We start from the raw sequence: 14,655 nt of genomic DNA on the forward strand, positions 1-14,655 counted from the left end.
CCGCCCGCGACTTCCGCGCGCCCGTCCCACCCGAGGTACCCGCATGACCCGCATCTCCGATTCCGGATTCACCGTCGCCGTCGTGGGCGCCACTGGCCAGGTCGGCACGGTGATGCGCGAGATCCTCGCCGAGCGCGCCTTCCCGGTGCGCGAGCTTCGCCTGTTCGCGACGGCGCGCAGCGCCGGCACGTCGGTCGAGTACCAGGGTGTCTCGGTCGTCATCGAGGATGTCGCGACCGCCGATCCGGCCGGCATCGATATCGCCCTCTTCTCGGCGGGTGCGACCGGCAGCCGCGCCCACGCGCCCCGGTTCGCCGAAGCGGGCGCCACCGTCATCGACAACTCCAGCGCCTGGCGCATGGACCCCGAAGTGCCGCTCGTCGTCAGCGAGGTCAACCCGCACGCCATCGACGAGGCCGTCAAGGGCATCATCGCGAACCCCAACTGCACCACGATGGCCGCGATGCCCGTGCTGAAGGTGCTCGACGCCGACGCCGGACTCGAGCGTCTCATCGTCTCGACCTACCAGGCCGTCTCGGGCTCGGGTCTCGCCGGCGCCCGCGAGCTGCTCGGCCAGGTCGAGGGCGTGCTCGCGCAGGGCCACACGCTCGACCTCGTGCACAACGGGGCATCCGTCGACTTTCCGGAGCCTGAGAAGTACGTCGCCCCGATCGCGTTCGACGTCATCCCGTTCGCGGGCAACCTCGTCGACGACGGTCTGAACGAGACCGACGAGGAGAAGAAGCTCCGCAACGAGAGCCGCAAGATCCTCGAGCTGCCCGAGCTGCGCGTCGCCGGTACCTGCGTGCGCGTGCCCGTGTTCACCGGTCACTCGCTGTCGATCAACGTCGAGTTCGCCCGTGATATCACACCCGAGCGCGCGCGCGAGCTGCTCGCCGCCGCCCCCGGCGTGCGTCTCGAGGAGGTTCCGACGCCGCTGCAGGCCGCCGGCACCGACCCCAGCTACGTGGGCCGCATCCGCGCCGACCAGTCGGCGCCCGCGGGCAAGGGTCTCGCGCTCTTCATCTCGAACGACAACCTCCGCAAGGGTGCCGCGTTGAACGCGGTGCAGATCGCCGAGCTCGTCGCCGCGAAGCTGCAGGTCACCGCCTGAGCCCGATCGCCTCGAAGGGCCGGATGCCGCGGCATCCGGCCCTTTCGCGTCGGTCAAGAACGCCCGACTTTCACGGGCCGGCGAGGCCCTCGCGCGAGGGCGGGTCGCGCGCGCGAACTAGACTCGAACGGTGAGCGAAACCCTCGATGTCGCCCTGATCGGCGGCGGAGTCATGAGTGCCACGCTGGGCACCTTCCTGCAGCAGCTGCAGCCCGACTGGAAGATCGCGGTGTTCGAGCGTCTGGGCGATGTCGCCCAGGAGAGCTCCAACGCGTGGAACAACGCCGGTACCGGGCACGCCGCGCTCTGCGAGCTGAACTACATGCCGCAGGCGGCCGACGGTTCCGTCGACCCGGCGAAGGCGGTCTCGATCAACGAGCAGTTCCAGCTGAGCCGTCAGTTCTGGTCGTCGCTGATCGACCAGGGCATCCTCGATGAGCCGTCGACGTTCATCAACGCGACCCCCCACATGACCTTCGTGCGCGGCGAGAAGGATGTCTCCTACCTCCGTCGCCGGTATGAGTCGCTGAAGCAGCAGCCGCTGTTCTCGACCATCCAGTTCAGCGACGACTCGCGCGTCATCAACCAGTGGGCCCCGCTGCTCATGGACAAGCGGCTGAAGGCCGACGAGCCGTTCGCGGCGACGCGCGTCGAGGCCGGCACCGACGTCGACTTCGGTTCGCTGACGCGGCAGCTGTTCGACGGCATGGCGGCGCGGGGCGCCGACATCCTCACGGGCCGCGAGGTGCGCAACCTGAAGAAGCTCGCCGACGGCACGTGGCGCATCGACTACCGCCACTCGGTCGGGCGTGCTCCGGCGCGGGTGAACGCGCGGTTCGTGTTCGTCGGCGCCGGCGGCTGGGCGATCAAGCTGCTGCAGAAGTCGGGCATCCCCGAGATCAAGGGATACGGCGTGTTCCCCATCGGGGGCCAGTGGCTGAAGACGAGCAACCCCGACGTGGTGGCGAAGCACCGCGCGAAGGTCTACTCGCAGGCGTCGGTGGGCGCCCCGCCGATGTCGGTGCCGCACCTCGACACCCGCGTCGTCGACGGCGAGACCTCGCTGCTGTTCGGCCCGTTCGCGACGTTCAGCCCCAAGTTCCTGAAGACCGGGTCCCGCTGGGACATCGTCGCCCAGGTGCGTCCGTCGAACCTGTTCAGCATGCTGAAGGTGGGCGCGACGAACCTCGACCTCGTGAAGTACCTGGTCAGCGAGCTGCTGAAGACGCATAAGGGCAAGATGAAGAGCCTGCAGGCGTTCATGCCCACCGCCGACGCGAAGGACTGGGAGTTGCTGAACGCGGGCCAGCGCGCGCAGGTGATGGTCGGCGGCAAGCTGCAGTTCGGCACCGAGGTGGTCTCGGCCGGCGACGGCTCGATCGCGGGCCTGCTGGGGGCATCGCCCGGCGCCTCGACGGCGGTCGCGATCATGCTGAACCTGCTGAAGACGTGCTTCCCCGACCGCATCGCCGGATGGCAGCCGAAGCTCACCGAGCTGATCCCGACTTACGGCGAGACGCTGAACGACAAGCCGGAACTCGCGCGCGCGACTCTCGCGCGCACGGCCGGCGACCTGTCCATCTCGGTCTGACGCGGGCGTGGCGAAGCTCTACTTCCGCTACGGAGCGATGAACTCCGGAAAGTCGACGGCGCTGCTGCAAGCCGCCTACAACTATGAGGAGCGCGGCCAGACCGTGCTGCTGGCCAAGCCCGAGATCGACACGAAGGAGGCCGACCGCATCTCGAGCCGTCTGGGCGTCACCCGCCCGGTCGACTTCCTCGTGCGGCCGGAGGACGACATCCGGGCGATCTTCGCGCAGCACCGCGCGCGTGTGCACGCCGAGGCCGAGTCGACCCTGGTGCCCGAGAACCGCGATGTGGCGTGCCTGATGATCGACGAGGCGCAGTTCCTCACACGGGAGCAGGTCGACGATCTGCTACGCATCGTGGTGCTCGACGGCGTGCCGGTGCTCGCCTACGGCATCCGCACCGACTTCCAGACGCACGCCTTCCCGGGGTCGCGGCGCCTGATGGAGCTCGCCCACAGCCTGGAGGAGCTGAAGACCATCTGCCGCTGCGGCCGCAAGGCGCTGTTCAACGCGCGGTTGGTCGGCGGCCGGTTCGTGTTCAACGGCGATCAGGTTGCGATCGACGAGCTGTCGAGCGAGCGGGTCACCTACGAGTCGATGTGCGCGGAGTGCTATCTGCGCGAGTCAGGCGGGCTGCTCGGCTGACGCCCGCCGCGGCGGCCACGGCACGAGCATCGAGGTGCGCCGGCGGTAGTCGGCGTACGCCGGGTACTTCTCCGACGTGATCGACTCGGTGAACACGGTCGACCCGATGAACAGCACCGTCAGCAGCGCCGCTCCGATGATCGACCAGTTGAGCGCGCCGCCCCAGAACGAGACTCCGGATGCCGCGGCCGCCGTCGCGCCGAGCAGATAGAGCATCCACCACTGGGCCTGCTCGCAGAAGAAGTTGGGGTGGCGGCTGTAGCGGAAGAGGCCGGTGTCGACGAAGCCGGGGGACAGGGTGCCGCCCGCGGCGCGCTTGCGCTGGTGGAAGTTCCACTGCTGCTGGTCGGCGGTGAACTCGCCCACGAGGAACAGCAGGAACAGCAGCGACCACGCGGCATCCCACCCGGTGAACGGTGCGGGGAACGCGAGGGCGACGACGGCCGGAAGGGTGATGAGCACGAGCAGAGCGTTCTGGTACAGGACGATGAAGAACAGGTTGAATGCCTGGAACTGGCCCGGCGACATGCGCGCCCGAAGGATCGCCCACCGGTAGTCCTCCATGCCGGTGTAGCCGCCCTTGCGGGCGAAGTTGAACGTGAGGCGAGCGCCCCAGAGGGTGACGAGCGCAGCCATCACGACGAGACGCGTGGCGTCGACGCCGGTGCCGAGCGCGAAGCCCGCGAAGATCCACACGTAGACGACCGGGACGACCGACCAGATGCGGTCGACCCACGAGGTGTCTTTCGTGATCAGCGACAGCACCCAGCAGGCGGCGCTCACGACGCCGGCGACGGTCAGAACCCAGGCGAGAGCGGTCACGTCGTCAGCGTAGCGCCGCCCGGGGACGGCGAGGGCGGTCGCCGCGGCGCCGGGGCGAGCGCGGCGGGAGCGTCAGCGCGCGTCGGGGAGGGTGGGGATGAGCTGTTCGAGGAACACGGCGGTGTCCTCCCAGCCCTCGACCGCCTGGCAGGCGACGCCGAGGGCGAGCACCGGGTAGTCGTTGCCGTCCGGGTCGAGTCGGTCGCCGACGAACAGCATCTCATCGAGGGAGATGCCGGTCTGCGTCGCGAGCTGCGCCATGCCGTAGGCCTTGTCGATGCCGCGATGGGTGATGTCGACGGACGTCGAGCCGCCCGAGCGCACCTCGAGATCGGGGATGCGGGCGGCGACGGCCTCGCGCAGTGCATTCTTCTTCTCGCCGGTCGGATCCCACGCCATCTTCGCGTCGAGGGGAGCCTGCTGTCCGAGGGCGGAGAACGTGATCTGCGAGCCGCGGTCCTCGAGAATCGGGCCCCAGGGCTCCGCCTCCCACAGACCGAGACGCTCCGCCTCCTCCTGCACCGCCGCCAGCGCCCGCGACTTCTCATCGTCGCTCAGCGCGTGGGCGTAGATCGTCTCGATGCCGTCGGCGTTCAGCCGGTAGTACTGGGTGCCGCAGGTGGGCATCAGGTGGAAGCGGTCGAACACCGTCGACGCGGCATCCGGCAGCTTCTCGACCACCTGCGCGCGGAACTGGCCCAGCTGGCCGCCCGAGATGATCGCGACCTCCACACGCTGGGCGAGGGCGACGAGCAGATCGCCGATGCGCGGATCGATCGCGCTCTTCGAGGGCGCGAGAGTGTCATCGAGATCGAAGGCGACGAGCCGGGGCGCGGACATGTGGTCTCCGTTTCTGGATATGACGAGGGCTCCGTCATTCCGGCGGAGCCCTCTGCAGTCGGGGTGACAGGATTTGAACCTGCGGCCTCGTCGTCCCGAACGACGCGCGCTACCAAGCTGCGCCACACCCCGTGGCAACCCTCCGAGTCTACCCCGTCGCCGCGGCCTGCGACGAATCGGGCGCGGGCACGAGAGTGAGCAGCGAGGCCTCGGGGCGGCACCCGAATCTCACCGGCGCGTAGATCGACTGGCCGAGTCCGGCGCTCACGTTCAGGGGAACCGTGCGGCCGTGATGCGTCCAGGCGCTGAGGCCGCGCGCCTGGTCGAGGGGGATGTCGCAGTTGGCGACGAGGGCGTTCTTGGCGAACGGGATGCGCACCTGTCCGCCGTGCGTGTGGCCCGCGAAGATCGCGTCGGCACCGAGGTCGTCGAACACGTCGAGCACGCGACGATACGGCGCGTGGGTGACGCCGAGGGTCAGGTCGGCGACTCCCGCGGTGCGCTGCGCCTCCCGCAGCGGGGGGAGCGCGGCGAGGTCGTCCCAGTGTCGATGTGCGTCGTCGACACCGAACGCGTCGACGCGAAGCCCCGCCACGTCGATGCTCGAGGCGGCGTTGTTGAGGTCACGCCAGCCCAGGTCGTCACGCAGGAAGCGATCGAGGGCATCGGTGTCGATGCGCTCCTCCCGTACATGGCGTTTCGAGGGCCCCGTGAAGTAGCGGAACGGGTTGCGCGGCGCAGGGGCGTGGACATCGTTCGACCCGTGCACGAACACGCCGGGGATTCCGCCGAACGCCGACAGAGCAGCACGCACGCCATCGAGGCCCTCGGGATGGCCCAGGTTGTCACCCGTGTTCACGATGAGATCCGGGCGCAGATCGCCGAGACCCGCGACCCACCTCTGCTTGGCACGCTGCCACGGTGCCATGTGCAGGTCCGACAGATGCAGGACGCGGATCGCCGGCGCTCCCGGCGGCAGGATCGCCACCGTGTGCGTGCGAACGGTGAACAGGAAACGCTCGACGCTCGTTCCCCACACCGCCGCGGCGGCGCCCGCTGCCCCGACCGCGCCGAGCGCGATCAGGGCAGTGCGGGTGGTGGTCGGCGTCATCCGCTGCCGGTGCCGCCGGAGCCGCCGCCACCCGTGCCGCCGCCACCCGATCCGCCGCCGCTGGCGGGGGTGCAGGTGATCGCGATCGGGTCACTCGGGCGTGCCGACTGGCCGGCGCCGGGGCTCGTGCCGCTGGCCTTGGCGTTGGGCGTGGAACAGACGGCCTGGTTCGCGAAACTCACGTTCGTGAATCCCGCGCTGCTCAGCGTCTGTTGCGCTTGGGTCGGCGTCTGACCGCTGACACCCGGAATCGGAACCGCCGGTGCATTTCCGGTGCTCGGCGACAGCGTCACTGTGGTGCCTCCGGCGACCTGGCCCGCGGCCGGATCCTGCTGGGCGACGAGGCCGGCGGCGACCGTCGAGTCCACGGGGGCACCGGTCTGCACGTTGAAGCCGGCCGTCTGCAGCTGCTGCGTGGCCTGGTCGACCGTCAGACCCACCACGTTCGGCAGGGTCGACATGACCTGCTTCGTGAGGTTGGGGTCGGGCGCCGGGAAGGCGTCGCCGCCGTAGATCTTGTCGGCCGCGCCCTGAATCTCTTTCGCCAGAATGTAGCGCAGGTTGGAGAGCTGCCTTCCGCCGGTCGAGAGGTGGAAGAGGTTAGAGAAGCCGCTCGCGTTGCCGACCCACACCGCGGTCGTCGCCTTGGTCGACGACTCGATCAGCCAGGTGTGCGTCTGCTCGTTCGTACCCGTCTTGCCGAGCAGCGGGGTGCCGTCGTACGGATTTCCGCCCGTACCGGTTCCTCCGCGCATCACACCCTGCAGGGCGTAGGCCGCGGTGGCCGCGACATTCGGGTCGATGACCTGGGAGCAGTTGGAGGCAGGCTTGGCGAGCTCGGTGCCCGAGGCATCCGTCACCTTGTCGATGACCGTCGGGCTGCAGTAGATGCCGTTGTTCGCGACGGTTGCGAACGCCTCGGCCATCGCCATCGGCGACACGTTGTCGACGCCGATGACCTCGGTGCCGTAGTCCATCGGAATCGGCTTGCCGTTGCCGAACGTGACGCCCATCTTGGCGACCGTCTGCGCGATCGGGCACAGCCCGATCTTCGAGGCCATCGCGAGGAAGCCCGAGTTGATCGACGCCGCCGTGAACTGCATCGGGGTGCCGATCATGCCCTGGCCCTCGAAGTTCCCGATCATGTCGTTGTTCGCGTTGGTCCACGTGCCGTTGCAGGTGGGGATGTTCTTGAACACCCGGTTGCGGCCGTCGATGACCTGATTGACCGAGTTCCCCGCTTCGAGCCAGGAGACCAGGGTGAAGATCTTGAAGGTCGAACCCGCGGGGAATCCGCCCGACTTGCCATACGTCGAGTTTCCGGCGTAGACGAGGCTGGAGGTTCCCGGCGTTGATCCGGCCGAGTCGGCTTCGCTGTAGTTCGTGTTCTGGGTGATCGAGAGCACGCGTCCCGTGGACGGCTCGATCGTGACCGACGTCGACCCGAGGTCGATGCCGGCCATCGTCGCCGGGACGTACTTCGACATCGAGCCCTGCGCGGAGTTCTGCAGGTTCATGTCGATCGTGGTGTAGATCTTCAGGCCACCCTTCTGCAGCTTCGCGGCGCGCTCCTCGGGGGTGGAGCCGAACGCCGGGTCGTTGGAGACGACGTCTTGCACGTACTTGCAGAAGTAGGGCGCGGAACTCGCCGCGCATCCCGTCTTCGGGGTGGTGATCGTGGGGGTGATCGGGTCGGACACGGCCTTGTCGTGATCGGCCTGCGAGATCTTGCCGTCGATCAGCATGCGGTCGAGAACGTAGGTCTGCCGCTGCTTGGTGAGCGCGTAGTGGTTTGCGTCGCCGTTGGTCGTGCTGGCGGGCTGGTCGATGCGGTAGGTGTTCGGATTCTGCACCATGCCCGCGAGGGTCGCCGCCTGCTCGAGGTTCAGGTCTTTGGCGTGCACGCCGAAGTAGCGCTCGGCTGCCGCCTCGATGCCGTACGTCTGCCCGCCGAAGTTCGAGATGTTCAGGTAGCCGACGAGGATGTCGTTCTTGGAATACTTCTGCTCGAGTGCGATGGCGTAGCGCATCTCCTGCAGCTTGCGCTGGATGCCGCTGGCGCCCGACGAGTTGGTGGCGTCGTTGTAGCACTTCTGCACATCGGCGTCGTTCGTCGCCGTCGAGTAGCAGTTCTGCACGAGCACGTTCTTCACGTACTGCTGGCTGATCGAGGATCCACCCTGCACGTTGTTGCCCTGGATGTTAGAGAGCAGCGCGCGCGTGGTGCCGATCAGGTCGATGCCGCCGTGCTCGTAGTACCGCGGGTCCTCGCTCGAGAGGATCGCCTGGTACATCACCGGCGCCACCTCGTCGTACGTCACCGGCGTGCGGTTCTGGGTGTAGTACGAGGTCATCTCGGTGTACTGGCCGGTCGACGGGTCCTTCGCATAGAAGACCGTCGGCTGCATCAGGGTCTGGATGTCGAGGTTCGACGGGAGATCCTCGAACATGTTGATCGCACCCGATGCGGCGGCCGAAGTGACCGCGATCGCGGGGGTGACCGTGGCGGCGATGAGGACTCCAGCGACGGCGCTGAGTCCGATCAGTCCGGCGAGTCCGGCAAGCAGACCACCACCCGTGGTTTTCGATGCAGGCATAGGCTTGATCGTAAGCCAGGATGCTGGGCGAAGCCTTGCAGGCCCGCGCCCGTGCGCGCCCGACCACGACCCGACGGAGCCTCATGACCACGTGGGAGTACCTCACCACGCCCCTGCTGATCCACAACACCGCCGCGATCCTCAACAACTGGGGCAAGCAGGGGTGGGAGCTCGTTCAGGTGGTGACGGGACCCGAGGGGGGCCTCGTCGCCTACTTCAAGCGCCCCGTGACGACGGATGCCGCAGCCAACGTGGGACTCGCGGCCGCCGCCGGGGCCGCGCAGCGTTTCGAAGGAGAAGGCCGATGACCATCAGTGCCCGCCTCGCCGAACTCGGACTCGAGCTGCCGGAGGTCGTCCCTCCGGTGGCGGCCTACGTGCCCGCCAAGCTGCACGGCAACCTCGTCTACACGGCCGGTCAGCTGCCGTTCGTGTCGGGTGGGCTGCCGGCCACCGGCAAAGTCGGAGACGGCCACGGCCTCGTGCCGGCGTCAGATGCGGCCTCCTATGCCCGCCAGTCCGCTTTGAACGCGATCGCCGCCGCGGCAGCGGTCGTGGGGGGAGTCGACAAGCTCACCGGTGTGCTGAAGGTCACCGGCTTCGTTGCGTCGGTGCCGGAGTTCACCGGCCAGCCGGGCGTCATCAACGGGGCGAGCGAGCTGCTCGGCGAGGTGTTCGGTGAGGACGGCCGCCACGCGCGATCCGCCGTCGGTGTTCCCGTCCTCCCGCTCGACTCGCCTGTCGAGGTCGAGGTCGTCTTCACTCTCGCCTGAGCGCACACGCGAGAGGAGGGGTCGGTGCCTGTGCGCCGACCCCTCCTCTATATAGGGCGTGTCAGCGCACCTGCGCCGAGATGACGCTCATCACCGCCGTGTCGGCGAGCGTCGTGGTGTCGCCGACCTCGCGGCCCTCCGCGACATCCCGAAGCAGACGGCGCATGATCTTGCCGGACCGGGTCTTGGGCAGCTCGCCCACGATGTAGACGTCACGCGGGCGCGCGATCGGACCGATCTGCTCGCCCACCCACCCGCGCAGCGTGCCGGCGAGCCCATCGGGGGAGTGCTGTTTGAGGTAGTTCTCCTTGATGATGACGAATGCGACGACAGCCTGGCCGGTGGTCTCGTCGCTCGCTCCGACGACCGCAGCCTCGGCGACGGCCTCGTTCGCGACCAGAGCCGACTCGATCTCGGCGGTGGAGAGCCGGTGGCCCGAGACGTTCATCACGTCGTCGACACGGCCGAGCAGCCAGATGTCGCCGTCCTCGTCGAGGCGCGCGCCGTCTCCCGCGAAGTAGTACCCCTGGTCGGCGAACTTCTCCCAGTAGGTCTCGACGAACCGCTCCGGGTCGCCCCAGATGCCGCGCAGCATTGACGGCCACGGCTCGGTGATCACGAGCAGTCCGCCGTTGCCGTTGCCGACGTGGGCGCCGCTCTCGTCGACGACGTCGATCGAGACGCCGGGGATCGGCACCTGCGCCGAACCGGGCTTGGTCTCGGTGACGCCGGGCAGCGCCGAGATCATGATGGCCCCGGTCTCGGTCTGCCACCACGTGTCGACGATCGGGGCCTCGTCAGCGCCGATGATCTCGCGGTACCAGATCCAAGCCTCGGGGTTGATGGGTTCGCCCACCGACCCGAGCACGCGGATGCTCGACAGGTCGTACTGCTGGGGGATCTGCCGGCCCTGCTTCATGAACGAGCGGATGGCGGTGGGCGCCGTGTAGAGCACGCTCACCTTGTACTTCTCGACCAGCGCCCACCAGCGGCCGGGCTCGGGTGATTCGGGAGTTCCTTCGTAGAGCACCTGCGACGCGCCGTTGGAGAGCGGACCGTACGTGACGTAGGAGTGGCCGGTGATCCAGCCGATGTCGGCGGTGCACCAGTAGACATCCGTCTCGGGGTGGATGTCGTGCACGACCTTGTTGGTGAAGGTCGCCTGCGTGAGGTACCCGCCCGACGTGTGCAGGATGCCCTTCGGCTTCCCGGTGGTGCCCGACGTGTAGAGGATGAACAGCGGGTTCTCGGCGGGGAACGGCTGCGCCTCATGATCGGCGGATGCCGCGGGCACGGCCTCATGCCACCAGATGTCGCGCCCTTCGGCCCAGTCGACGGGATTGTCGCCGCGCTTGACGACGAGCACGTGCTCGACGGTCTCCTGCGCCCCGGATCCGCGGTCGGCGAGTGCCTGGTCGACGGCGGGCTTCAGCGGTGAGACCTTGCCCTTGCGCCAGCCGCCGTCGGCGGTGATCACGAGCTTTGCTCCGGCGTCGTCGATGCGGGCGCGCAGGCTGTCGGCGGAGAACCCGCCGAACACCACGGAGTGGATCGCTCCCACGCGGGCGACCGCGAGCATGGCCGCGACCGCCTCCGGGATCATCGGCAGGTAGATCGCGACGCGGTCGCCGCGGCCGATGCCGAGGTCGCCGAGCACGTTGGCGAGTCGCTTGACCTCGTCGGTGAGCTCGGCGTACGTCACCTGGCGGGAGTCTCCCGGCTCGCCTTCCCAATAGAGGGCGACGCGGGCGCCGTTGCCTGCCTCGACATGCCGGTCGAGGCAGTTGTAGGCGACGTTCAGCTCGCCGTCGGCGAACCATTCCGCGAACGGCGGGTTGGTCCAGTCGAGCACCTGCGTGAAGGGGCGGTGCCAGTGCACGAGCTCCCGCGCCTGCTCGGCCCAGAAGCCTTCGCGGTCGGCTGCGGCGCGTTCGTAGAGCTCCGCGGTGCCCACGGCCTGGGCGCGGAAGGAAGCGGCGGGCGCGAAGTGCCGGTCCTCGTGAAGAAGGCTGTCGATCTGACTCATTGCTCGCTCCTTTGCGTGCCGTCGAGAGGGACGAAGGTCCACATTGTGTATAGCATCGCGCCGCGGCACGCTCGGGTGCCGAACGTTGCGCGAGGTTGCGGGGCGCCCGGGTTTGGCACGATGCCTGAGGTTGCGTAAGGTGTGCTTCGGAACGCGTTCGCGCGTTCTGCATGTCACCCGCAACCCCCAATGCAAGGTGGCGTGCGAGGCGGCGCCCTTCCCCCAGGGCGCCGCCTCCCGCCAGGACATCGCCGCCTTTTACCCGAAGGGCGGCGATGTTGCGTCTCCATCCCCCCGGATTCCTCCCCAGGCGCGGCGGACGACTCGGGATCGCTCGATGCTCCACCGATGCGAGCGGGCAGGATGCCGCGGCATCCGCGTCTTTCTAACGTCGCCGGTGTGCAGCAGCTCTTCGTCGCCCGGCCCTCGTCCGCGGCACCCATGGCATCCGCTGATCTGGCGCCCGGGCGCCCGATCGCGGAGTTCGGGGTGCTGGCGCCGCTGATCGCCGACCCTGCCGTGACCGACGTCTTCGTCAACGGCGGCGACGGGGTCTTCGTCGATCGTGGCGATGGCGCCGTGCACGAGAACGGGGTGCGACTCAGCGCCGAGGACGCCCGTGCACTTGCCGTGCATCTCATCGCGTTGGGCGGTCGTCACATCGACGACGCGACGCCCTGCATCGATGTGCGCGTCGCCGGCGGTCTGCGCGTGCATGCCGTACTGCCACCGCTCGCCGTCGACGGCGCGGCGGTCTCGATCCGGGCGCGCCGGTTCGAGTCGCCCACCCTCGACGAGCTCCAGCGTGGCGGGATGTTCGGCCCCGCGCAGCGGTCTCGGCTCGACGATCTCGTCGCTCACCGCCGCAACGTGCTCATCGCGGGCGCCGCGGGGAGCGGTAAGACGACACTGCTCGCCGCGATGCTGGCGGCCGTGCCGGTGACCGAACGTATCGTCACGATCGAGGATGTCGCCGAGCTCTCCTTCAAGCACCCGCATCACGTTCGCCTGGAATCCCGGCAGGCCAATCTCGAGGGCGCCGGTGCGATCGGTCTCGACCGACTGGTGCGCGAGGCGCTGCGCATGCGGCCCGATCGGCTGGTCGTGGGCGAGTGTCGCGGAGCCGAGGTGCGAGAGCTGCTCACGGCGCTCAACACCGGCCACGACGGCGGCGCGGGCACCGTGCACGCCAACGGCATCGGCGACGTCGCCGCCCGACTCGAGGCGCTGGGTGCTCTCGCCGGACTCGACGACGCGGCGCTCGCGAGACAGGTCGCGAGCGCGATCGATGCGGTGGTCTTCCTCGAACGGGATGCCGCGGGCCGCCGCCGTGTCGGGGCCGTGGGTGTGCCGGTCCTCCAGGCGGGGCGACTGCGCGTCGAGGCGGAGGCCGCCGCATGATCGGCGCCGTGCGCAACGGCTCCCGGCGCCGCGCTCCCGATCCGATGTCCCCGCCCGCCGATGTCGCCCTGCAGCTCGCGGTGCTGCTGCAGGCGGGTGTGACCCCCGATCGAGCGTGGGAGCACATCGTCGCTGCGGGCGCGCGCGATCTCGCACCGCTCACCGACGGTGGCGACCGCGCCGTCGCGCTCGCGCGACTCGGAGACCAGTGGGCGCCGCTCGCCGCGGTGTGGCAGGTTGCCATGACGGTGGGCGCGCCGCTCGCGGTCACACTGCGCGATGCCGCGACGGCGGTGCGAGACGCCGACGAGGTGCGCGACGAGATCGCGGTGGCCCTGGCGGAACCGGTCGCGACCGCGCGGCTGGTGGCATGGCTGCCCGCCGTCGCCGTGCTGCTGTCCCTTGCCCTCGGATTCGACCTGTCCGCTGTCGTGCGCTCGCCGATCGGCATCGCGTGCCTCCTCGCCGGTGTCGCGCTGATGCTCCTCGCCCGCCGCTGGACACGGCGCCTCGTCGCCCGCGCGCAGCCGGCTGCCGGGGTGGCCGGCATCGACGCCGACCTCGTCGCCATCGCGCTGTCGGGCGGCACATCGCTCGATGCCGCACGGCGCGCGGCGGCCGAGGCGGGGCATCCGGTCACCGTCGAGACCGTGCGGGCGCTCGAGCTGTCCATGCGCGCGGGCGTGCCGGCCGCGGAGCTGCTGCGCGCGCAGGCCGCGCGTCAGCGACGCCTCGCCCGCACGGACGGGCGGGAGCGCGCGGCGCGGCTGGGGTCGGCGCTGCTGCTGCCCCTCGGGGTGTGCACGCTGCCCGCCTTCCTCCTGCTGGGGGTGGCGCCGATGATCCTCGGCGTGCTGGCCAGCGGCGGAGGCGTCATCTGAACCCGTGCCCGTCCACCCGTGCCCCCGACAGAAGAGGAACACCATGAATCCCGTCTTTCCCACCCGCCGTGCCTCCCGTCCGGCGCCGCTCCCGCGCCTCACCCTCCGACGAGCGCGGGTGCTCTTCGGGCGCGCGGCCCCCGCCTCCGGCGATGAGGGCGCGGCGACTGCGGAGTACGCGATCGCGACGATGGCCGCGGTCGCGTTCGCCGGCCTGCTGGTCGCCATCATGCGTTCGGATGAGGTGCGCGGCATCCTGGAGGATCTCGTCCGCCGTGCACTGACGGTCGGGTGAGCGGTGCCGCCGACCCGAGGGTTCGGGCCAGGGCGTCGTCGGGCGGTGCGACGGCAGGCGACGCGCCCGCGCGACCGGTCGACCTCGGCGCGCATGCCGCGGTCGGTGCGCGGCGACGAGGGGGCAGTCGCTGCGGAACTCGCCGTCGCCCTCCCCGCTCTCGTGCTCGTCGTCACCCTGTGCGTCGGGGGGCTCGCTGCGGCATCCCTTCAGGTGCGACTGCAGGATGCCGCGGCCGACGCCGCCCGACTGCTCGCCCGCGGTGAGAGCGTCGAGCGGGCGCAGAGCACGGTGGCGCACGTGGAGGGGAGGGCCAGCATGCAGGTCAGTCGGGCAGAGGGGCTCGTGTGCGTGGCGGCGTCCGCGCCGAGCGCGCTGCCGGGCCTCACGATGTCGGCGCGGTCGTGCGCGCTCGAGAGCGGGTGGTGACATGCCGGGGGCGATCGTCACTCTGGCCGGCGCCGTCACCGTCGCGACGATCGCGACGGCCCTCGTGACGGCTGGCGCGGCGACGGCGGCGCGTCAGCGCGCGGTCGTCGCCGCCGACGCGGCCGCGCGCTGA

The 14,655-nt window shown here is 69.6% G+C and carries 15 protein-coding genes and 1 tRNA gene; 10 read left to right on the plus strand and 6 right to left on the minus strand.

What is annotated here, in order from left to right:
- Window positions 1-43: 43 nt before the first annotated feature.
- The 3 genes from RR49_RS02230 (at window position 44) to RR49_RS02240 (ending at window position 3,348) form a co-directional block, all read left to right on the plus strand.
- Complete coding sequence (locus tag RR49_RS02230) at window positions 44-1,114, plus strand: aspartate-semialdehyde dehydrogenase (RefSeq protein WP_045246324.1); 1,071 nt, start codon at window positions 44-46, stop codon at window positions 1,112-1,114.
- Between the two features lie 130 nt (window positions 1,115-1,244).
- The gene (mqo, locus tag RR49_RS02235) at window positions 1,245-2,705 is read left to right on the plus strand and encodes a malate dehydrogenase (quinone) (RefSeq protein WP_045246326.1); all 1,461 of its coding nucleotides are present in this window, start codon (window positions 1,245-1,247) and stop codon (window positions 2,703-2,705) included.
- A gap of 7 nt (window positions 2,706-2,712) precedes the next feature.
- Window positions 2,713-3,348 (plus strand): thymidine kinase, encoded by a 636-nt coding sequence (locus RR49_RS02240; protein WP_045246328.1) that lies wholly within the window; start codon window positions 2,713-2,715, stop codon window positions 3,346-3,348.
- Here the strand turns inward: RR49_RS02240 and RR49_RS02245 are convergent.
- The 5 genes from RR49_RS02245 to RR49_RS02265 form a co-directional block, all read right to left on the minus strand.
- Complete coding sequence (locus RR49_RS02245; protein WP_045246329.1) at window positions 3,328-4,170, minus strand: DUF1295 domain-containing protein; 843 nt, start codon at window positions 4,168-4,170, stop codon at window positions 3,328-3,330. The genes RR49_RS02240 and RR49_RS02245 overlap by 21 nt on opposite strands.
- Before the next feature lie 72 nt (window positions 4,171-4,242).
- Window positions 4,243-5,010, minus strand: a complete 768-nt coding sequence (locus tag RR49_RS02250; RefSeq protein WP_045246331.1) for an HAD-IIB family hydrolase — start codon at window positions 5,008-5,010, stop codon at window positions 4,243-4,245.
- A gap of 58 nt (window positions 5,011-5,068) precedes the next feature.
- Window positions 5,069-5,142: transfer RNA gene (locus RR49_RS02255), tRNA-Pro, on the minus strand.
- A 16-nt stretch (window positions 5,143-5,158) separates the two neighbouring features.
- Window positions 5,159-6,121, minus strand: a complete 963-nt coding sequence (locus tag RR49_RS02260; protein WP_045246332.1) for a metallophosphoesterase — start codon at window positions 6,119-6,121, stop codon at window positions 5,159-5,161.
- On the minus strand, window positions 6,118-8,718 hold the full coding sequence (locus RR49_RS02265; protein ID WP_045246334.1) for a transglycosylase domain-containing protein: 2,601 nt from the start codon (window positions 8,716-8,718) through the stop codon (window positions 6,118-6,120). Before RR49_RS02265 ends, RR49_RS02260 begins: the two co-directional genes overlap by 4 nt.
- Window positions 8,719-8,801: 83 nt before the next feature.
- Between RR49_RS02265 and sp36 the strand changes: the two genes are divergently transcribed.
- Window positions 8,802-9,026, plus strand: coding sequence for a Sp36 family protein (gene sp36, locus RR49_RS02270; protein ID WP_045246336.1), 225 nt, complete (start codon window positions 8,802-8,804; stop codon window positions 9,024-9,026).
- Complete coding sequence (locus RR49_RS02275; protein WP_045246337.1) at window positions 9,023-9,490, plus strand: RidA family protein; 468 nt, start codon at window positions 9,023-9,025, stop codon at window positions 9,488-9,490. Before sp36 ends, RR49_RS02275 begins: the two co-directional genes overlap by 4 nt.
- 61 nt (window positions 9,491-9,551) lie before the next feature.
- Here the strand turns inward: RR49_RS02275 and acs are convergent, their stop codons facing one another.
- A complete protein-coding gene (acs, locus tag RR49_RS02280; protein WP_045246339.1) occupies window positions 9,552-11,516 on the minus strand; it encodes an acetate--CoA ligase in 1,965 nt (654 codons plus the stop codon).
- A 441-nt stretch (window positions 11,517-11,957) separates the two neighbouring features.
- Here acs and RR49_RS02285 point away from each other — a divergent pair, with 441 nt between their 5' ends.
- Genes RR49_RS02285 through RR49_RS16170 form a run of 5 tightly spaced genes read left to right on the plus strand, consistent with a single transcriptional unit; the run spans window position 11,958 to window position 14,655 of the window.
- A complete protein-coding gene (locus RR49_RS02285) occupies window positions 11,958-12,917 on the plus strand; it encodes a TadA family conjugal transfer-associated ATPase (RefSeq protein ID WP_045246345.1) in 960 nt (319 codons plus the stop codon).
- Complete coding sequence (locus RR49_RS02290; RefSeq protein ID WP_048809392.1) at window positions 12,914-13,798, plus strand: type II secretion system F family protein; 885 nt, start codon at window positions 12,914-12,916, stop codon at window positions 13,796-13,798. Before RR49_RS02285 ends, RR49_RS02290 begins: the two co-directional genes overlap by 4 nt.
- 43 nt (window positions 13,799-13,841) lie before the next feature.
- Entirely contained in the window at window positions 13,842-14,093 is a 252-nt protein-coding gene (locus RR49_RS02295) for a DUF4244 domain-containing protein (protein ID WP_045246341.1), read from the plus strand.
- Window positions 14,094-14,096: 3 nt separating this feature from the next.
- Window positions 14,097-14,522, plus strand: a complete 426-nt coding sequence (locus RR49_RS02300) for a TadE family type IV pilus minor pilin (protein WP_245610938.1) — start codon at window positions 14,097-14,099, stop codon at window positions 14,520-14,522.
- Between the two features lies 1 nt (window position 14,523).
- Window positions 14,524-14,655, plus strand: coding sequence for a hypothetical protein (locus RR49_RS16170; RefSeq protein ID WP_048809393.1), 132 nt, complete (start codon window positions 14,524-14,526; stop codon window positions 14,653-14,655).

Origin of the sequence: Microbacterium ginsengisoli (genome assembly GCF_000956535.1) — a bacterium.
Lineage (GTDB): Bacteria > Actinomycetota > Actinomycetes > Actinomycetales > Microbacteriaceae > Microbacterium > Microbacterium ginsengisoli.